Origin of the sequence: Inhella inkyongensis (assembly GCF_005952805.1) — a bacterium.
GTDB classification, from domain to species: Bacteria; Pseudomonadota; Gammaproteobacteria; order Burkholderiales; family Burkholderiaceae_C; genus Inhella; species Inhella inkyongensis.
This window is the reverse complement of the sequence record NZ_CP040709.1, coordinates 231670-249875: the sequence shown is the minus strand read 5'-3', so window position 1 is coordinate 249875 and position 18206 is coordinate 231670. Positions and strand designations below refer to the sequence as shown.

Genomic DNA, 18206 nt, shown 5'->3' with positions numbered 1-18206 from the left:
GGGCGTCACGATACCGAAGCCGCCGCAAGCCCCCGTTGCGGGCCCGGACACCACAGCCACTGCGCCACGGCCCCGAACCACAGGATCTGGCCCAGCCCGAACACCATCACCGCATCGGCAAAAGGCGGCCAGATGCTGAGCACACCGGCCACGCCGATCAGCCCGCTCAGGGCCATCAGGCCACGGCCCCACTGACCCCGCGCGGCGGCCGCCAGCAGCAGGGTCCAGACGCCGCCGACCAGCTCGTTGCCGCCACCCAGGGCGTTCTGGATCACGCCGGTCGCCTGCGCCAGGCCCAGGGCCAGCACGCGGTTCTCGGGTTGCTGGTTCAGGCGCACGGCCAGCTCCACACCCAGCACGCCCACCATGCCGCTGATCAGCAGCAGGGCGACCCAGATCCACCCCATCGGCACAGCCAGCGCCATCCACTGCGGTGCCTGGGGCTGAAGTCGCTCCTGCAGCCCAAGGATCAGCGGCGCCAGCATCAGCGCCATCAGCGGATAGAGCAGCAGCCAGGCCTGAAACGCGCGCTGGTGCTGGAGCAGGAAGTCAAAGCGCGCCGCCACGCTCAGGCCCGGGCCCGGGCCCGGGTTGAACAGGGTGGCTTGCAGGCCAAAGGCCAGCAGATAACTCAGGGCCAGCATCAGGGCCGCCCAGGCGGCGGCGCGGCGGAAGGGGGTGGGGTTCATAGGCGGGGGCTCCACAGCATCAGAAAGGCCGCGCCAATGCCGGCCAGGGTCAACACACCAGCCAGCCCGAGCGCCACGGTGGTCTTGGCCCGATGCCGACCACTGCGCTGCGCGCGGAAATAGGCCTCGGCCAGGGCCAGCGGCAGTAGGGTCTGGGCAAAGGCCAGAGCGGTCAGTGTCGGGCCGTAGAAGCCCTTGGGCTCGAAGCCCACCGGGGCCTGCCAGATCAGGATCCACAGCATCAGCCCGATGCGAAAGAACCAGACGCCGGCCACCACCAGCCACAGGCGAATGGCCCAACGCCGGTGCACGTCCACCCGGCGCGCCCGCGCCGCGCGCCAGGCCTGCCAGGCACACACCAGGATCAGCATCGCGTTCAGCGCAATGCCGAGGCGCTGCCCCAGCTTGGGGCCGCTGAAGCCGTCCGCGATCATCGCTAGACCACCCAGCGCCAGCACCGTGGCCGAGAACAGATAGAGCCGGCCATTCCAGCGATGCCAGGCCGGCCGTGCGCGGCGCAGCGCGGGCCACAGCTGCACCGCACCGCCGGCCAGGATCAAGACCGTGAACAGCAGATGCCCGCCGACCAGCAGGTTGTGCAGGGTGTCACCGGGGATGAAGCCGCGTGGCAGCACCTTGTTCCAGTCCTGCCACTGGCCGCGCCAGGCTGCGCCGCCATAGAACACGATCACATAAACCAGGAACAGGGCCTGGCCGAGCAGGGCAATGGCCATCCAGCTGCGGGCACTCCATTGCAAGGCTCGGTCCCAGCGGGCCGGGGCAGCGGGCGCGAGGCCTGCGGTGGGGTTCAGTTGCATCGAGTGCCTTTCAGTGCAAGCGGTTCTTGGCGGTGAGGGGCACTGTGCGGCGCACCCGCGCCGAAGTGACAGCGCCTGCGACGAAACACGACCTTGCGGACCGAACGACGATTTCGCGGGAGCGAAACGGGCGCGGCGCCGCAGCCCCGCGGGGCGAGCCGCTGAACACGGGCCCTCCGTGTCTGGGTCGCCGAGGGCCGCGCTTCGTCGCAGCGATGCCCCGCCGTGGATGCCGGCGCTCGACAGTGCGGGCATCGCAAACTTCCGAGGCCATCACCATGGGCTTGAGCATTCTTCATTGGTTGGCCGGCGGCCTCGCCCTGGGCGCCGGCGCCTGGGCCATGGCGGCGGCCAAAGGCTCGGCCGCGCACAAGCGCGCCGGCATGGGCTTCGTGATCGCCATGCTCATCATGGGCAGCAGCGGGGCCCTGATGGCGGCGATGAAGCCCGTGCGGATCTCGGTGGTGGCGGGCCTGCTGGTGGTCTATCTGGTCAGCACCGCGCTGCTGACCGTGCGCCGCGAGGTCGCCCAGGCGCGCGGCCTGTATGCCGGCTTGAGTGGGCTCGGCTTGGTCGTGGCCGGCCTGGGCCTGGGTTGGGCGCTGCAAGCCGGGCCGGGTGGTCAGTTGGATCGGTTTCCAGCGCCCATCTACGCCGCCTTCGGCACCCTGGCCCTGCTGGGCGTGGCGATGGACCTGAAGGCCCTGCACGCCAACGCCCTGACACGCTCGCAGCGTCTGGTGCGGCATTTGTGGCGCATGGAGACGGCGATGTATTTGGCCACTTCGGCCTTTTTCCTCGGTCAGGCCAAGCTCTTCCCTGAGGCGCTGCGCCACACCGTGCTGCTGGCCTTGCCGGTCCTGGCCGTGCTGGCGCATCTGGCCTATTGGATGTGGCGCAGCCTGCGGCGGCCGCGCCGCACGGCGGTGGCTTGATGGCAGCATGGCGGCATGTCTGCCGCCCTCAGCCCTTTCGCCTGCCGCCCCCGCTGCGCCGCCTGCTGCATCGCCCCCTCGATCAGCACGCCCATTCCGGGTCACCCCGATGGCAAGCCTGCCGGGGTGCGCTGCGCGCAGCTGGATGACGAGGACCGCTGCCGGCTCTTCGGGCGGCCCGAACGCCCGGCGGTTTGCGGCTCCTTGCAGCCCAGCCCCGAGATGTGCGGCGACAGCCGCGAGCAGGCCATGCGCTGGCTGGGCTGGATGGAAGACCACACCAAACCGTGACTTCCTCCTGCTGATTGGGGTTTTCAGGTCGGGCGTTTGCTGTCATCCTGGGCCCATGAGCGAATCCAAGGCGCACCGTTCCGGCCAGCCGGACTCCCAGTGGCCCGCCACCGAGCGGCGCAGCGGCCGTGAGCGCCGCATGCGGGACCGCGGCCCCCCGGTGGGCATGCGCGAACGTCGCGTCCACATGGAGCCGCGCGCGCCGCAGGTCGAAGAGCTCGAAATGTCGCTCAGCGACTTCCAAAAGCTGATCGACCAGTCCCAGGCACCCCAAGTGGATTTGTCCGTCGAAGCCATGGCCGCCGCGCGCGCCGCCGCAGCGCGCGACCGACACCGCAATTAAAAAGGGACCGGTCGCCAGCGACCGGTCCCCTCTTTCCACGAGGCCGTCCATCGGACGGCCCGATTCCCGATCAGCGGCTCACCGCCTCGCGCATGTGGCGGGCCACATAGATCAGGCAAGCGGCGGTCAGCGCTGCGGCCGTCACCAGGGCCGGGCCCCATTGCATCAGCTGCATCGGCTCACCCTTGAGGATCAGCATCATCAGCTGGTTCTGCCCCAGACCCGGCACCCAGAAGTACCAGGGTGCGTCGCCGCCCGGGTTCATGATGCTGACCATGGGCGTCAGGCTCACCACCGTCATCACCATCGTGGCGCTGGCCTGGGCTTCCTTGAAGGTCTTGGTGCGGATGGCCACGGCCATCAGCAGAGCCCCCAGGGCTGCGCACAGCGGCAGCAGGACCAGCGTGAAGCCGGCCACCTCGCCCCAGCCGAAGCGGAACATGGCTTGCAGGCTGTCGCTCTTGAGCAGCAGCTGCGCCGGCATGAAGCTGAGCGCGCACAGCACCGCCACGCCCGCCCCCACCAGGGCCACCGCGGCCCACTTACCCATCACCAGGCCGAAATGCTTGACCGGGTTCATCAGCAAAGGTTCCAGCGAGCCGCGTTCGCGCTCGCCCGAGGTGCTGTCCAGCGCGGCCGTCAGGCAGCCATAGAGCACCGCCATGATGACGAACATCGGCAGCATGCCGGTCAGGCGCGAGGCGCGGGCACCGGGGCTGGCCAGGTCGCGTTCGGTCAGGTCCACCGGGCGCAGGCTGTCGGTGGCCACGCCGCGCAGCATCAGGCCCAGGGCGGCGCGCTCGCGCCCAAAGCTCTCCACCAGCGCGACCACGACCCGCGCACCGGCGCTGGCGCGGTTGTTGGCGCTGTCCGTCACCACCTCCAGCGCCGGCTTGTCGCCGCGCGCCAGTTCGGCCTCGAAGGTCTCGGGGATGACCAACACGGGGTCGCTGAGCTGGCTGCTCCGCAGCTGGGCTTCGTAGTCGGCCGGGGCCTCCTTGATGCTGTAGTTCTGGCGCTCGATGAAGTTGCGCAGCGTGGGCGCGTGCGGCATGCCCAGCACCACCACCTCGCGTTGCTCGGCCTTGCTCTCAAACTGACTGATCAGGCCGCTGAACAGCATCAACATCACCGGGCCCATCAGCAGAGCGGGCACGGCCAGGCGGCCGAGCGTGCGGCGGTCGCGCAGCGCGTCGATCAGTTCTTTGACGAAGACGACGACGATTTGGCCCAGAGGACTCATGACACGGGGCGTATTTGCAAACTGAGTCATGCGGCCTCCTGCTGCAGTTCAGGGAAAGCGAGGGCGACAAAGGCGTCCTCGAAGCGCTCGCGGCCGGTCTGCTGCTTGAGCTCGGCCACGGTGCCGCGCGCCACCGAGGCGCCACGACTCACCACCACCACCTCGTCGCAGAGGTATTCGACCTCTTGCATGATGTGGGTGGAGAACACCACGCATTTGCCTTGCTCGCGGGCCAGCACGCGCAGGGCCTCGCGCAAGGCGCGGGTGGCCAGCACGTCCAGGCCGTTGGTGGGTTCGTCCAGCACGATGTTGGCGGGGTCATGCACCAGGGCGCGGGCGAGCGCGGTCTTCATGCGCTCGCCCTGGCTGAAGCCGTCGGTGCGGCGGTCGATCACGCGCTTCAGGTCCAACAGCTCGCTCAAGACCTCGCTGCGGGCCTCGGCGGCGTCCTTCGTCATGCCCTGCAGGCGGCCGAAGTAGACGATGTTTTCGCGGGCGGTCAGGCGCGGGTACAGACCATGGGCGTCACCCAGGATGCCCATGCGGGCCAGCGCGCCCTGGCTGTCTTGCTGCACGTCGATGCCATCGACCTCGATGCGCCCGCTGTCGGGTGCAAACAAGCCGCCCAGCATGCGCAGGGTGGTGGTCTTGCCGGCGCCGTTGGGGCCCAACAGGCCGGTGATGCGGCCGTTGCCGGCCTGCAGACTGACACCCTTCACCGCCTCAATCCAGTTCGGGGCGGGCTTCTTGATGAGGGCGGTGAGGGCTTGCAGGCCTTGGGCTTTGGCCGCTGGCGCCTTGAAGCGCTTGGCCACGGAGTCGATGCGGATCATTGCGCGGCGCTCGCTTTCTTGGCGGGTTCCGGGAGGTCGGGATTGGGGGGCACGAAGGCCGCAGGCAGGGGCATCTTGGCGGCGCAACTGGCGTCCACCTTCAGGGCCTCGGCGTCGGTCTTGGCGTTGATGAAGCGGAACAGCACCTCGCCCATGCAGGGCAGAGCCAGCACGCCGTGGCCAGCCGCCGGCACCACCACGTGCGTGGCCAGGCTGCCCAGGGCCTTGGTGATGCGTTCGCCGTGGCGCGGCGGGGTCACGGGGTCGGCGCCGCCGCTGAGCACCAGGGTGGCGCTTGGGGCCTTGGGCACGCTGTAGAACTCGGCCGGCACGGCGCCGCGCGGCCACTTGGCGCACACGCCGGCATAGAGCTCGGCATCCAGGCGCTCGAAGTGCTTGCCCGGGGCGTCCGTGCTCTGGCCCATCCGTGGGAAGTCCTCGGCGCAGACCACCGAGAAGTGCATGCCCATGGCCAGGCGCAGCTCCTTGCGGCCACCGCCCATGCCGCTGGCCAGACCGACCAGGGCGTCGTAGTCACCCTGCGCGGCGGCCTGGATGGCGGCGGGCAGGCCGCTGGCCAGCATGGGCACATACAGCGGACCGCGCACCGCGCGCACCACATGCTGGCGCTGCAGGGTCAGGGTCTCGCGCTTGCCGGTGCGACCGTTCACCAAGTGCACGGTGCGTGGCAGCCCGTCCAGCAGCTGCTGCCACTGGGTGGCCAACTTCGGGAAGGCCTGCTCGCAACCCGGGCTGGCGGCGCAATGCGCCAGCAGGGCGTCGAGGGCAGCCTGGGTGTCGGTGGAGAAGCTGGCCGGCAGCACCATATCGGGCGGCGCCACGCCGTCGATCACATTGCGGCGCACGGCCTGCGGGAACTGGCGCTGGTACTCCAGCGCGGCGCGCGTGCCGTAGCTGGCGCCGATCAGATTCCATTGCTGGATGCCCAAGGCCTGGCGCAGGGCGTCCAGATCCTGCATGGCGATGGTCGTCGTGTAGTAGCGCAGGTCGCCGTGCGGCAGCTTTTCCAGCTCGGCGCGGCAGGCTTCCAGGCGGCGCAGCTGGGCGGCGCTGTCCAGGCCCTCGGCGGCGCTCAGGCGGCTGTCGTCGGCGCATTGCAGGGGCGCCGACTGGCCGGTGCCGCGCTGGTCCATCAAGACGATGTCACGCCGGTTGCTGAGGCGGCGCATGCGGCTGGCCACGGTGTCGGCCAATTCAACGATGGACTGGCCCGGGCCGCCGGCCAGGAAGGTCACCGGATCGGGCAATTTGTTGCGTGCCAGGGCCGGGATGACGACGACCCGCAGGCCGATCTGCTTGCCCTGCGGCTGGCTGGGGTCCAGCGGGCGCTGGAGCGTGCCGCACTGCACCTCGGTGGGCAGGCCGCGCAAACGGCAGGGCTTGAGCTGCAGCGGCTCGGCGGCCGCGGCTTTGGCTGCTGTGGCCGGCTGCGGGCTCAGGGCCAGACCGGCGCTGAGCACCAGCAGGGCCACGGGTTTGAACAAGGTCATGGTGGATCGCCAAGTTGGAACGGGGCGCATTGTGTTGGCGATTGCGCACCCAGCCAGGGCGTGAGTGGGCGAATGGCGGAATGCGCCGTCTGAACCCGACTGCGCCGTGCATGAATGGCCGGCTGCGCTGCATGGCTGGCGACTTCGCGCTAGGCTGCGCGCCTTGTTTTGAAAGGACTCCCATGAAGCTCTATTACGGTCCCGGCGCCTGCTCGCTCTCGCCCCACATCGTGCTGCGCGAGGCCGGTCTGGCCTTTGACCTGGTGCGCGTCAGCACCAAGACCCACAAGACCGAGGATGGCGGCGACTTCTACGCCATCAACCCCAAGGGGGGCGTGCCGGTGCTGGAACTGGACAACGGCGAGCGCATCACCGAAGGCCCGGCCATCGTGCAGTACATCGCCGACCAGGTGCCCGACAAGAAGCTGGCGCCGCCCAACGGCACGCTGGCCCGCACCCGCTGCCAGGAATGGTTGAACTACCTGACCAGCGAGATCCACAAGGGCTTCTCGCCGCTGTTCAACCCGAGCTTCCCGGAAGACAGCAAGCCCTACTTCCGCGAGGCCCTCCTCAAGCGCTTCGCCTGGGTGGACAGCCAGCTGGAAGGCCGCGACTACCTGCTGGGCGAGTTCAGCGTGGCCGACGCCTACCTCTTCGTGCTGAGCAACTGGGGCCAGTACGTGGGCGTGGACATCAGCCCCTTCGCCCACCTGGGCGCGCTGCGCGGCCGCATGATGGCGCGCGCCAGCGTGCAAGAGGCGATGAAGGCCGAGGGCCTGCTGAAGTGATCAGGCGGCGGCGCCGGCCTTGTGCTGGCGCCGCAGGGCGACGGCATCCAGCTCGCACAGGGTCTGCTCGCCGGCCTGTAGGCGGAACAGGCGCGTGGAGGTGCTGACGCGCTCGACCTGCCCCAGCATGGCCTGGGTGGCGGCGGCCAGCTGCTCGACCATGGCGGCGTTTTGCTGCGTCACGCCGTCCAGCTCGGCCATCGCCTGGTTGATCTCGCCGATGCCCTGACCTTGCTCCTGCGCCGCGCGGCGGATCTGCTGCAGGGCCTGGCCCATGCGGGTCACGCTGTGCAGGGCCTCTTGCATGCGGGCATGGGCCTCGCGGCCCTGGCTATCGCCCGAGGCCACACGCTCGCGCGACTGCTGCACCAGCCGGCGCACCTGGCTGGCGGCATCGGCGGCACGCGCCGCCAAGGTGCGCACCTCGCTGGCCACCACGGCAAACCCGCGCCCGGCCTCGCCGGCTCGGGCCGCCTCCACGGCCGCATTCAATGCCAGCAGATTGGTCTGAAAGGCCACGCCCTCCACCACCTGGATGATGCTGCCGATGGCCTCGGTGGCGGCCTGGATCTCGGCCATGCTGTGCGTCAGGGCATCCACGGCAGCGTGGCTGCGGGCGGCCAGGGCTTCGGTCTCTTGCGCCAGCTGGCTGCCCTGCTGCGCGGCCTCGGCGCTCTGGCCCACGGTGGCATGGATCTGCTCGACCGACGCGGCGGTCTGCTCCAGATTGGCCGCCTGGCGCTCGGTGCGCTGTGACAGGTCCTGGTTGCCATGACCGATCTCCAACATCGCACCGCGCAGGCCCTCGATGTCGCGGCGGGCGTCCAGCACCACGCTGCGCAGGTTCACACCCACCTGGCGCAGGGCATGCTGCAGATCACGCAGCACACCGCGGCCCTCGACCCGAACCTCATGCGCCAGATCCCCCGCGCCCAGGTGCCGGGCGTCACGCAGCAGGCCGTGCAGTGGGGCCTGCTGGGCAGCGTGCAGGGCCCACGCGCCGGCCAGCGCCAACAGGGGCAGCAGGGCCCAGGCTTGCCAGTGCGCGAGGGCGAAGGCCATGCCACACAGGCTGACCGAGAGCAGCCAGGCTTGCCGCCCAGGCAGGCGTTCCAACAAGCGCCGCCAGCGCTGTGCGCCACGCGCTTCAAACTGGCCTTGGTGCAGGCGCAGCTGTCCGGCTTGAATCGCAGCAAAGCCAAGCTGTGCGGCCTGGGCCAGTTCGGGCGGACAGGGTGTGCGCACCGACAGGTAACCGGTGATGCGCTCGCCATCGCGCATCGGCGTGGCGTTGGCCAGCACCCAGTAGTGATCGCCGTTCTTGCGCCGGTTCTTCACCGGGGCACTCCAGGGCTTTCCGGCCTGGATACAGCTCCACAAATCCTCAAAGGCCTGGGCGGGCACATCCGGGTGGCGCACGATGTTGTGCGGCTGGCCCAGCAGCTCCTCGGCCGTGTAGCCGCTGACCTCGATGAAGGCCGGGTTGCAATAGGTGATGCGACCCTGCAGGTCGGTGACGCTGACCAGGGTTTGTCCGGCCGGGATGCGGTACTCCCGGCCGCTGACGGGGAGATTGAGTTTCATGGCGCCGCGCCTCGAAGGGGAGCCTGACTGTCGGCCGGGCCGCCAGCGCTCGCCTTGAAGCGGATCAAGCGCCCTGGTAGTTGGCGAGTCGCTGCGGGTCGAGGATGTGGATGTCGCGCTTGTCCACGTGGATCAGCTCGGCCTCTTCCAGTTCGCGCAGCACGCGCGAGAAGTACTCGGGCGTGAGCGACAGGCGTGAGGCCAGGGTGGCCTTGCTGACCGGCAGCGACACCGTGACGGCGTCTTCTTCATCGGGCGCCTGATCGCGCAGCAGATAGCCAATCACGCGCTGGATGCCCGACTGCAGCGCATAGGCCTGCACATCGGCCACCAGCCCATGCAGGCGCCGGCTGAGGCCGGCCAAGAGGCGCATCGCAAAGCGGGTGTCGGCCTCCAGCTCGCGCGTCACGGCCTCACGGGGCACCAGCAGCAAGGTGGTGTCGGCCAAGGTCTGGGCGTTCACCAGGCAGGGCTTGCCCAGAAACATCAGGGCCTCGGCAAAGCTGCCGCCGGGGCCGATGAGTTCGATCACCTTCTCGTTGCCGTTGGGTGCGATGACGAACAGCTTGACCTGCCCGACCACGGTGATGAAGAAGGCCTCGCAGGGGTCGCCCACATGGAAGACCATCTCACCGCGCTCCAGCCGCCGCAACTGGCAGGTTGCGGCCAGGCGCTGCAGGGCCTCATCGTCTATGTCGGAGAAGAGCGGCTGGCGGCGCAGAAAGCGCGGCACATCAAAGGGGCGGGCGTCGAGCATGGAGGCAGTGTGGGCGCTGCGGCCCGTCCTGCCTTTGATGCCGGTCAAGCCGTGCGTTCGCCAGCCCGTGCGGGGAAGCTTTCGATCCAGTCCGCCAGCAGCCGGTCGTCGCCGCGCCCCCGAGCGCGCAGGCCGCCGAGGGTGCCCAGCCGGTCGGCGGCCTCCTCATCCTGACTGAGCTTGAAGCGCCCCTCCAGACGATCGACCTCAATCTCGACGCCGACCACGGCGCGCTGCAGCCCTTGGATGAAGTCGGGCGGCGCATCGTCCAGCCGCCAACCCGTCGGGCCTTCCTGGGCGGCAGTCAGCAGGACCAGGGTCTGGCGCAGCCACTCGGCGTCGTCCACCACCCGCGCCGGGCCGTGCACATGGGCCGTCAGGTAGTTCCAGGTCGGCACCACCTTGCCGTGCGCGGCTTTGCCCGGGTACCAGGTCGGTGTGATGTAGGCCTGCGGCCCGACGAAGCAGACCACCGAGGGACTGCCTGCGGCGGCCAATTGCCGCACGACCGGATTGGCGCGCGCCACATGGCCGCGCAGACGCACGCGCTCACCGCTGCGGTCCAGCACCCAGGGGATGGCGTTGGCCTGCAGGCCCTGCTCGGTATGGCAGACCCAATGGCCGAGTGGATGGGCCTGGATCAGTGCCCACAGCGCCGCGTTGTCGGGCGGAGCGTGGTAGCTCGGTTGGTACACAGCGTCTCCCTGAAAGGGCGCGCAGTATCAGTCTTCCTCCTTGCGCACGGGTTCACTCTGCTCCTGCGCCGGGCGGGTGCGTGGCGGTGGCGCAAAGGGCGGCGGGAAGCCGACGAAGCACAGCACCAGGAGCACCGGAATCAGCAGATAGAACAGCGGCCGCCGCAGGCTGAGCTTGAGGTTCATCGCGCCCAGATGGGTGCGCGGGGCGGCAGTGAAAGGGCGGGATTGTCCGGGCTTGAGATCCTGCCGCTCGCCCTCAGCGCCGGGTCAGCTGCCCATACAAGGCCGCCAGGCGCTGGGGCAGTTCCTCGGGCCGGCGCACCCAGGTCCAGGCGCGGTCGCCGAACAGGCCGGGCAGCACCTCGGGGGCCGATTCGTCGATCGACACCGCAAAGGGCAGCAGGCCGGCGGCGCGTGCTTCCTGCACGGCCTCGCGGGTGTCCTCCTGGCCCAGGCGGCCCTCGTAGCCATCGAGGTCGTGCGGCTTGCCATCGGTCAGCAGGATCAAGAGCCGCTGGCGCTCGGGCCGTGACTGCAGGCGCAGGGTGGCGGCGCGCAGGGCCGCACCCATGCGGGTGTAGTAGCCGGGCTTGAGGGCGCCCAGGCGCGCGCGCACGGCCTCGTTCCAGCCCTCGTCAAAGGTCTTCAGTTCGTGCAGGCGCAGCTTGCGGCGTACCGAGCTGAAACCCAGCATCGCAAAGGCGTCGCCGCTGCCGGCCAGGGCCTCGCCAAAGCTGTAGAGCGAATCGCGGATCACGTCGATGACGCGTTGTTCGTTGTTGGCGTGCGCGTCGGTGCTCAGCGAGAGGTCGGCCAGCAGCAGGCTGGCCAGTTCGCGCTGGCCGCGCACGCGGCGCTCGAAGACCGCGGCCGGACCGACGGGATGACTGCGATGGCGCACCCAGGCGTCCAGGTCCACTTCCTCGCCATCGCGTTGGCCGCGCAACCAGCGCGGCGCGGCCTGCTGCAGCTCCATGCGACGGCGCATTTGTGCGGCCTGTACCCGCAGGGCCGGGGCCGGGCTCCAGGCGGCGGGGGCGCGGGCGGCGAGGGTCTGGGCCAACACCTTGCGGGGCAACAGGCGCTGCTGGCGGGGGTCCCACTCGGGCAGCCATTCGCCCTCACCGACCACGGCGTCATCGGCACTCGAAGCCGGCAGGTCGAGGTCGAAGCGCACCCGGGCCGCCAGCCGCTGGCCGCCTCGCTCCAGGGTGAGGGTCTCCAACTCCTCGGCGGCCACATCGGCGTCGCCATCGTCCTGGTCGTCCTGCGCGCGGTCGATCTGGAAGGGGTCGGCAAAAGTCTTGAGCCACTCGGTCTTGGCGCCCAGCAGCAGCGGGGGGCGCGATGAGGTCTGGGCCGCCTGACGCTGCACGCGGCGGCGCTGCGCCAGGGCCTGGCTGCGGCGGCTTTCGCCGGGCTGCGGGTCCAGCTCGGGCTGACGGGCGGAGCCGGGCGCGCTGGCCACGGGCCGCAGCCAGCACCACACCGGGGCCATCTGGCTGGGGTCCAGTTCGCCCTCGGCTTGGCCGCTTTGCAGCGCTTGTCGCAACCGCGCTTCATCGGGATGGATGATGGGGCCGCGCAGCGCCAGCTCGGCCTGGATGAGCCGGCGGTGGCGGGCCTGCAAACCAGGGAACTGCGCCAGCGCAGCCCGGGTGGCGGCCAGATTGCCCTGCAGCCAGCCGGCCTCGGGGTCCAGCTGCGCAGCCAGGGCGGCCAGCCAGAGGTAGAGGTCGCGGTTGAGCGCGGCCTCGGGGTAGCAGTCCAGGGTCTCGGGCAGGGCCAGCACCTCGGGGTCCAGCTGGCCCAGCGGCGCGCGCGTGCCGGCGCCGGCCATGCGTTGCCACAGCGTGCGTTCGCCGCCCACGCGCACCGGCACGGCCTGGGCCAGGCGGGCGCGGCCGCCGCCTGCATGCAGCAGCAGCTGAATCGGGCGCTGCATGGCTTGCAGCTCGACTGCCGCCTCGGGGTGGGCGCGGCTGGCGCGTTGCGTGACGAAGCGGTCCCAGCGCTCGCCGATCCACTCTTCCATCACCCGCCCCTTCGTTGTTTGAGCGTCTCGCGCAGCGCATCCACGCCCACGGTCCATTCCAGATTGGGCTGCTGGCCGCGCGCGGCGTGCGAGCCCGAGCAGGCCTCCAGGCATTGCCCGCATTGCACGCAGCTGAACATCAGGCGCTTGATGTTGCGCGGGCGCAGGCGCATGGGGCAGGCGTGCTCGCAACTGTCGGGGCCGGGCTCGCAGTCGCGGCACTCGGCGGCGCGCGGACGCGCAAAGCTCACCACCAGGCCCTTGGGGTTGGCCATCCAGGCCAAGCTCTGGAAGAAGCCCACCGCACAGCCGAAGCGACAGAACAGATGGCGCGCAAACAGCAGCTCGGCGCTGATCAGACCCCAGGCGATCAGCAAGAAGCGGGTTTGATTGGGCGTCATCTTGAAGCTGAGCAGCCCGCCCCAGATCTCGCGCGGTGGCAGCAGATAGGTCAGCAGTGTGATGGACCAGACGAAGCCGAAGAACAGCGCCGTGCCGCCGAAGGCCAGCCAGTAGATGCGCTGCGGCGGCGGACCGGGCACGCGCTCGCGGTCCCAGATCGAGAGCCGGCCGCTGGCGCGCAGCAACAGGCCGTTCAGGGTCTCCACCAGACTGAAGTGCGGGCACAGCCAGCCGCAGTAGAGACGCCCCCAGCGATAGGCCACGTAGAGGAAGCCGGCCACCGTCAGCACCGCTGGCACGATGGCCTTGAGCAGGATGCTCAGGGCCACCTGGGTGGCATCGATCTGGCCGGCGCGGAACGCGTCGATCCCGAGCGTCCAGCGCTGCCCGAGGAACCAGAGCTGGGCCTCGTGCAGGTCAAAGCGCAGCAGGTCCAGCGCCGGGGCGAGCAGGAAGAGCGCAAAAAAGCCCAGCTGCAGCGCGCGACGGCGGCGTTGCAGGTCAGGCACCGAGGACGGCACTTTGAACCTCGACCAGCGCGGCCACCGTGGGGCCGTCATCGCTCAGCGCTTCCAGGATGGCCGCATGCGCGGCCGCCGGCAGGGCCATGCCGCGCTGGTGCAGGCGCGCGGCCATCACCAGCAGGCGGGTGCTGGCCGTCTCTTCCAGATCGTGTTCGGTCAGCCGACGCAGGGCCTGGGCCAGGCGCACCAGTTGCTCGGCCACGGCGGCGCTGCAGCCCGACTCCAGCTGAACGATGCGCTGCTCCAACTCGGGCGTGGGGTAGTTCAGGCTCAGGGCCACAAAGCGCTGGCGCGTGCTGGGCTTGAGCCCCTTGAGCAGATGCTGATAGCCGGGGTTGTAGGACAGCACCAGCATGAAGCCCGGTGCGGCTTTGATCAGCTCGCCATTGCGGTCCAGCGGCAGCACGCGACGGTCGTCGGCCAGCGGGTGCAGCACCACGGTGATGTCCTTGCGGGCCTCCACCACCTCGTCCAGGTAGAAGATCGCGCCCTCGCGCACCGCGCGAGTCAGCGGGCCGTCCAACCAGCGCGTGTCGCCGCCCTCGATCAGGAAGCGGCCGGTCAGGTCGGCGGCACCCAGATCGTCGTGGCCGCTCACCGTGATCAGCGGCCGCCCCAGGCGCGCCGCCATGTGTTCCACCAGCCGGGTCTTGCCGCAGCCCGTGGGGCCCTTGAGCAACAACGGCAGCTGGGCTGCGTGGGTCTGCTCGAACAGATCGCATTCGCTGCCCTGCGGCAGATAGGCCGGCCCCTCCACAGCTTGGGTGGGGGTCGGCTTGGCGATCAGGGTCGGGCGCATCGTTTTCTCCAGCAGGCAGGCATGAGAACTCAGCCTAGGGGCGGGAGGGAGGGCCGTCCTTAAAGCGGATCAAGGCGGGGCGCTCAACCCAAAGTCCGCACCGGGGTCTTGATGCAACGCAAACGCATGGGCTGGCGCCTGAAACTACGCAAAAGCGTATTATTCGCCGCATGCCCCGCAAACCCACCCCCGCCCGTGACGCCAGCGCCCTGGAGTCCCGCATTGCCGAGCTGGTCGAGCAGGCGCTCACGCGACGCCTGGGGCCCAGCGAGGCGACGCGCCAGGCGCCGGCGCACAGGTCTGACACCGCGGAAGCCGCGGATCGCTTCTGGGCCCTGGAGGGCCTGCAGCAGCGCGACCGTGCACAGGGGCGGCGGCAAGGCAGCGTGCTCTATGTGGGCGATGTCACCCTGCCCAGCGGGGCCCGGCTGGCCTGGCAGCAGCAGCGCAGCACCGAGGCCCTGCTGCAGACCGATTGGTCCGCCCTGCAGCCGGTGATCGCCGCCCTGGCGCATCCGGTGCGCCTGGCCATCCTGCGCGCCTGTCTGGACGGCGAGCGCACCCCGGCCGATTTGCTGGACCTGGACGGCATGGGCACCACCGGCCAGCTGTTCCATCACCTGAAGGCCCTGCAAGCGGCCGGCTGGTTGCGCAGCCTGCAGCGCGGCCACTACCAAGTACCGGGCGAGCGCGCCGTACCGCTGCTGGCCTTGTTGACCACCTGCATGGGCTGATGGCCCGCGAGAGCCTCATGAATTTCTTGGTTCGTCAATTACGGAAAATCGTAATCATGATCACGGTTCAGCTGGCTGCCGCCGTCAGTGCGGCCGCCCCCTGCCCTGCCTTGCAGCAGGCCGAAACCCCCGCGCGCTGGCGCCCCGAGCGACTGCAGGCCCTGCTGGACCAAGCCACTGCGAACGGCGTGGTGCCCGGCGTCGTGGTGGGCCTGATCACACCGCAGGGTCGCTGCGTGCTGGGCAGCGGGCGCAGCGGCAATCCGGCGCGGCCGCAGGTGGACGAGCGGACCCTGTTCGAACTCGCCTCCATCAGCAAGGGCTTCACCGGCGCCCTGCTGGCCGAGGCCGAACGGCGCGGCGAACTGCGCGTCGACGACAGCCTGGCTCAAAGCTTTGGCGGGCGCTTGCCCGAACCCCTGCGCGGCAACCCCCGGCTGGACGCCCTGACCTGGCGCCAGCTCAGCACCCACACCAGCGGCCTGCCGCGCATTCCGCTGCGCCAATGGGCCTTCATCAAGGCCATGGCCCGCAACCCCGAAGACCCCTATGCGCATTACGCGGTGCAGGACTTCTACGCCTATCTGCGCGGCCTGGACTTCCAGGGGCCGGCCGACTACGCCTACTCCAACACCGGCGTGGCCCTGCTGGGCATGCTGCTGGCCGCGCGCGCCGGCAAGGACCTGGAGCACGGTTATGCCGAGCTGGTTCAGGAGCGCCTGCTCGGGCCGCTTGGCTTGAACGACACGCGCGTGGGTGCACCGGCCGACGCCGCACGCATGGCCCGGGGTCATGACCAGAAGGGCCAGCCGGTACCGGCCTGGACGATGCGGTTCTGGGCACCGACCGGCGGCATCATCGCCAACGTGGAGGACACGCTGCGCCTGCTGCAGGCGGCACTGGAAGGGCATCCGGCCCTGGTGCGCGCCATGGGCGGCCCGCAGGCGCAGGCTCTGGCGCCGTACGGCAAGAAGAGCGGCGGCGTGGCCCTCAATTGGCATCTGGCGCGGCTGGGCGCTCAGGAGGGTGAGCCCGCCTCGCTGGCCTGGCACAACGGCGGCACCTATGGCATGCGCAGCTTTGCCGGTGTGGATCTGGCGCGCGGCATGGCGGTGGTGGTGCTGACGAACAGTGGCGCGAGCGACTTCTCCGATGAGTTGGGCCTGCATCTGTGGGATGCACGCCACCCGCAACCGAGCACCGATGCCCCCGAGGCGGCGGGCTGGAAGCCGGTGCAGCAATTGCTGCTGCTGGCCCTGTTGCCCAGCGGCCTGGCTCTGGGGGCCAAGGGCTGGGCCAGCCGGGCGAGCGCGGCGTCGCGGGTGCCCGCCACCGGCCGGCTGCAACGCGCCTGGCAAGCGTTCAGCCGTCCGTTTGCGTCCCGCTGGGAGGCCGGGCTGGCCGGCCTCTCCACCCTGGCCTCGGCCGCCTTCATCTGCAGCTTCTTGCCGCCGCTCAGCCTGGACGGGCTCAGCGTCTACGCCCTCTGGCAGGGCGCCCTGGTGCTGACAGGCGTCTTGGCGTGCGTCTGGAGCCGCCACCTGCCCGCCCACCAGCTGCACAGCGCCAAGGCGCGCTGGCAGTCCGTGGGCTCAGTGGGGCTCGCGTTGGTCTTCCTGGCTTGGGCCTGGCTGTAAACGGATGAGGCGGGCCAACGCATCCGCGTGGCGCAGCGCCAGCAGGTCGGCCTGCAGGGCGGCGAAGTCGGCTTCGCCCAAGCGGCTGCGCAGGGCCGGGCTGATCTGCTCAAACAGCGCGCTGGCGCGCAATTTGCGCTGACGCAAAAGTTCGCAGAGCTCGCTCAGCTGCTGCGCCGGCCAGGGCAGGGGGTCTGAACTGGGCGTTGGTGCGGCAGGCTGCAGGTAGGCAGCGCTGGCGCGCTGCAAGGCGGCAAAGCCCTGCTGAAGCGTCGGCAGGGCCGCGCGGGCGGCCGGCCAATCGCCGGCCAGGAGCTGCAGCTCCAAGGCCTTGGCCTGGGCGTGCAAGCCACGGGCGCCCAGGGTGGCGGCGGTGCCGCTGAGGCGGTGCAGATGGTGCACGCTGTCGGCCGCCCGTTCGGGCGATTCGAGCGGCTCGTTCAGGCTGGGCGCCTGCTCCAAAAGGCGTGCCAGCGTGCTGCGAAACAGCGCCGGATGGCGCCCGTAACGCAGCTGGGCTTCGGCGCTGTCAATGCCGTCGATCTGCGGCCAGTCGGGATCGAGGTTCATGCGCCAGCGTTCTCCAGGGGTCGCCAGGTTGGCATGTTGTCGTCGGGGTGGGCCACCCACCAGCTGCCGTCGCCCGCCGGACTGGCGGTGCAGCTGCGGTTGCGCCCCGCGTGCTTGGCCGCGTAGAGGGCCTGATCGGCGGACTCCAGCAGCCGGGCGACGATTTGATGCGAGACCTCGGCGGCGCCCAGCTCGGCCTGGCGGCGTTGGCGCGGCGGCTCAAAACAGGCCACGCCCATGCTGAGGGTGACCCGGGCATCCGGCCCGACGCCGCGGTTCGGCAGGCCCAGCATTTCCAGGGCGCTTTGCGCCCGTGCCGCCACCAGGGCCGCGCCCTCCAGGCTGGTGTGGGGCAGCAGCAAGGCAAATTCCTCGCCGCCGTAGCGCGCCACCAGATCGGTGGCGTGTTGGCTCACGCTGCGCAAGGCGCGGGCCACCGCCTGCAAGCAACGGTCGCCGGCCGGGTGGCCGTAGCAATCGTTGTAGGCCTTGAAACGATCCACATCGGCCAGGCACAGCACCAGGGGCGAGCCGCTGCGCTGCGCCTGCATCACCTCGCGCATCAGGGACTCATCGAAGTGCCGGCGATTGGCCAGGCCCGTCAAACCGTCTTCGGTGGCGGTGCGGCGCAACCTGTCGGTCATCTCTTTGAGCTGCAGCTGGGTCTTCACGCGCGCACGCACCGTGGGTTCGATGACGGGCTTGGCAATGAAGTCGGCGGCCCCCAGCTCGAAGCTGGCCACTTCGAATTGCGTGCTGGCGTTGGCCGTCACAAAGATCACCGGGATGTCCGCCAGCCGGGGCTGGGCCTTGAGCCGTGCGCAGACCTCGAAGCCATTCATGCCCGGCATCTGGGCGTCCAGCAGGATGAGCGCCGGTGGGGCCTCTTCGGCCAGGGCCAGCGCCTCGGCGCCGCTGGTGGCGACCTGGATCTCCGCAAGGTCTTCCAACATATGCCCCAGCACCTGCAGGGAGCCGGGCTCATCGTCCACGATCAGGATCGAGGCCTCCATGC

Annotated in this window: 20 protein-coding genes; 6 read left to right on the top strand and 14 right to left on the bottom strand. The window is 70.0% G+C overall.

From position 1 onward, the window contains the following. Positions 1-5 precede the first annotated feature (5 nt). Positions 6-689 (bottom strand): hypothetical protein, encoded by a 684-nt coding sequence (locus FF090_RS01300; RefSeq protein WP_138855014.1) that lies wholly within the window; start codon positions 687-689, stop codon positions 6-8. Beyond that, complete coding sequence (locus tag FF090_RS01295) at positions 686-1507, bottom strand: DUF2306 domain-containing protein (protein ID WP_138855013.1); 822 nt, start codon at positions 1505-1507, stop codon at positions 686-688. Before FF090_RS01295 ends, FF090_RS01300 begins: the two co-directional genes overlap by 4 nt. Before the next feature lie 278 nt (positions 1508-1785). Here FF090_RS01295 and FF090_RS01290 point away from each other — a divergent pair, with 278 nt between their 5' ends. From FF090_RS01290 to FF090_RS01280, 3 genes are read left to right on the top strand one after another with little or no spacing between them, the layout of a single operon-like run. Next, positions 1786-2442, top strand: a complete 657-nt coding sequence (locus FF090_RS01290; protein ID WP_138855012.1) for a hypothetical protein — start codon at positions 1786-1788, stop codon at positions 2440-2442. Positions 2443-2457: 15 nt separating this feature from the next. Next, positions 2458-2733, top strand: coding sequence for a YkgJ family cysteine cluster protein (locus FF090_RS01285; protein WP_138855011.1), 276 nt, complete (start codon positions 2458-2460; stop codon positions 2731-2733). A 55-nt stretch (positions 2734-2788) separates the two neighbouring features. Beyond that, positions 2789-3076: a hypothetical protein gene (locus FF090_RS01280; RefSeq protein WP_138855010.1), complete on the top strand. Its 288-nt coding sequence runs from the start codon at positions 2789-2791 to the stop codon at positions 3074-3076. 70 nt (positions 3077-3146) lie between these two features. Here the strand turns inward: FF090_RS01280 and FF090_RS01275 are convergent, their stop codons facing one another. Genes FF090_RS01275 through FF090_RS01265 form a run of 3 tightly spaced genes read right to left on the bottom strand, consistent with a single transcriptional unit; the run spans position 3147 to position 6663 of the window. Continuing rightward, on the bottom strand, positions 3147-4349 hold the full coding sequence (locus FF090_RS01275; protein WP_246071486.1) for an ABC transporter permease: 1203 nt from the start codon (positions 4347-4349) through the stop codon (positions 3147-3149). Next, positions 4346-5152 (bottom strand): ABC transporter ATP-binding protein, encoded by an 807-nt coding sequence (locus FF090_RS01270; RefSeq protein WP_138855009.1) that lies wholly within the window; start codon positions 5150-5152, stop codon positions 4346-4348. The genes FF090_RS01275 and FF090_RS01270 overlap by 4 nt, the downstream gene beginning before the upstream one ends. Then, entirely contained in the window at positions 5149-6663 is a 1515-nt protein-coding gene (locus tag FF090_RS01265; protein ID WP_138855008.1) for an alpha/beta fold hydrolase, read from the bottom strand. Before FF090_RS01265 ends, FF090_RS01270 begins: the two co-directional genes overlap by 4 nt. A gap of 182 nt (positions 6664-6845) precedes the next feature. Between FF090_RS01265 and gstA the strand changes: the two genes are divergently transcribed. Then, entirely contained in the window at positions 6846-7451 is a 606-nt protein-coding gene (gene gstA, locus FF090_RS01260; RefSeq protein WP_138855007.1) for a glutathione transferase GstA, read from the top strand. On the opposite strand, the gene FF090_RS01255 is transcribed toward gstA, so the two are convergent. The 7 genes from FF090_RS01255 to FF090_RS01230 all read right to left on the bottom strand — a co-directional run bounded on the left by FF090_RS01255 (position 7452) and on the right by FF090_RS01230 (position 14250). After that, complete coding sequence (locus FF090_RS01255) at positions 7452-9035, bottom strand: methyl-accepting chemotaxis protein (protein ID WP_138855006.1); 1584 nt, start codon at positions 9033-9035, stop codon at positions 7452-7454. Between the two features lie 64 nt (positions 9036-9099). Beyond that, positions 9100-9792 carry a Crp/Fnr family transcriptional regulator gene (locus tag FF090_RS01250; protein ID WP_138855005.1) on the bottom strand — a complete coding sequence of 231 codons (693 nt, stop codon included), beginning with the start codon at positions 9790-9792 and terminating at the stop codon, positions 9100-9102. A gap of 44 nt (positions 9793-9836) precedes the next feature. Further along, positions 9837-10487 (bottom strand): FMN-binding negative transcriptional regulator, encoded by a 651-nt coding sequence (locus tag FF090_RS01245; RefSeq protein ID WP_138855004.1) that lies wholly within the window; start codon positions 10485-10487, stop codon positions 9837-9839. A gap of 27 nt (positions 10488-10514) precedes the next feature. Beyond that, positions 10515-10673, bottom strand: coding sequence for a hypothetical protein (locus FF090_RS19035; protein WP_175423462.1), 159 nt, complete (start codon positions 10671-10673; stop codon positions 10515-10517). A gap of 73 nt (positions 10674-10746) precedes the next feature. After that, the gene (locus FF090_RS01240) at positions 10747-12525 is read right to left on the bottom strand and encodes a nitric oxide reductase activation protein NorD (protein ID WP_138855003.1); all 1779 of its coding nucleotides are present in this window, start codon (positions 12523-12525) and stop codon (positions 10747-10749) included. Continuing rightward, positions 12525-13436: a 4Fe-4S binding protein gene (locus FF090_RS01235; protein ID WP_246071485.1), complete on the bottom strand. Its 912-nt coding sequence runs from the start codon at positions 13434-13436 to the stop codon at positions 12525-12527. The genes FF090_RS01240 and FF090_RS01235 overlap by 1 nt, the downstream gene beginning before the upstream one ends. Further along, a complete protein-coding gene (locus tag FF090_RS01230; RefSeq protein WP_138855001.1) occupies positions 13429-14250 on the bottom strand; it encodes a CbbQ/NirQ/NorQ/GpvN family protein in 822 nt (273 codons plus the stop codon). Before FF090_RS01230 ends, FF090_RS01235 begins: the two co-directional genes overlap by 8 nt. 170 nt (positions 14251-14420) lie before the next feature. Here FF090_RS01230 and FF090_RS01225 point away from each other — a divergent pair, with 170 nt between their 5' ends. Together FF090_RS01225 and FF090_RS01220 are read left to right on the top strand one after the other, a co-directional pair. After that, positions 14421-14984, top strand: coding sequence for an ArsR/SmtB family transcription factor (locus tag FF090_RS01225; protein WP_138855000.1), 564 nt, complete (start codon positions 14421-14423; stop codon positions 14982-14984). A gap of 56 nt (positions 14985-15040) precedes the next feature. Next, a complete protein-coding gene (locus tag FF090_RS01220) occupies positions 15041-16621 on the top strand; it encodes a serine hydrolase domain-containing protein (protein WP_175423461.1) in 1581 nt (526 codons plus the stop codon). On the opposite strand, the gene FF090_RS01215 is transcribed toward FF090_RS01220, so the two are convergent. Next, complete coding sequence (locus FF090_RS01215) at positions 16577-17191, bottom strand: Hpt domain-containing protein (RefSeq protein ID WP_138854998.1); 615 nt, start codon at positions 17189-17191, stop codon at positions 16577-16579. The two genes, FF090_RS01220 and FF090_RS01215, sit on opposite strands and share 45 nt — an antisense overlap. Next, positions 17188-18204 (bottom strand): diguanylate cyclase domain-containing protein, encoded by a 1017-nt coding sequence (locus FF090_RS01210; RefSeq protein WP_138854997.1) that lies wholly within the window; start codon positions 18202-18204, stop codon positions 17188-17190. Before FF090_RS01210 ends, FF090_RS01215 begins: the two co-directional genes overlap by 4 nt. Between the last annotated feature and the right edge of the window lie 2 nt (positions 18205-18206).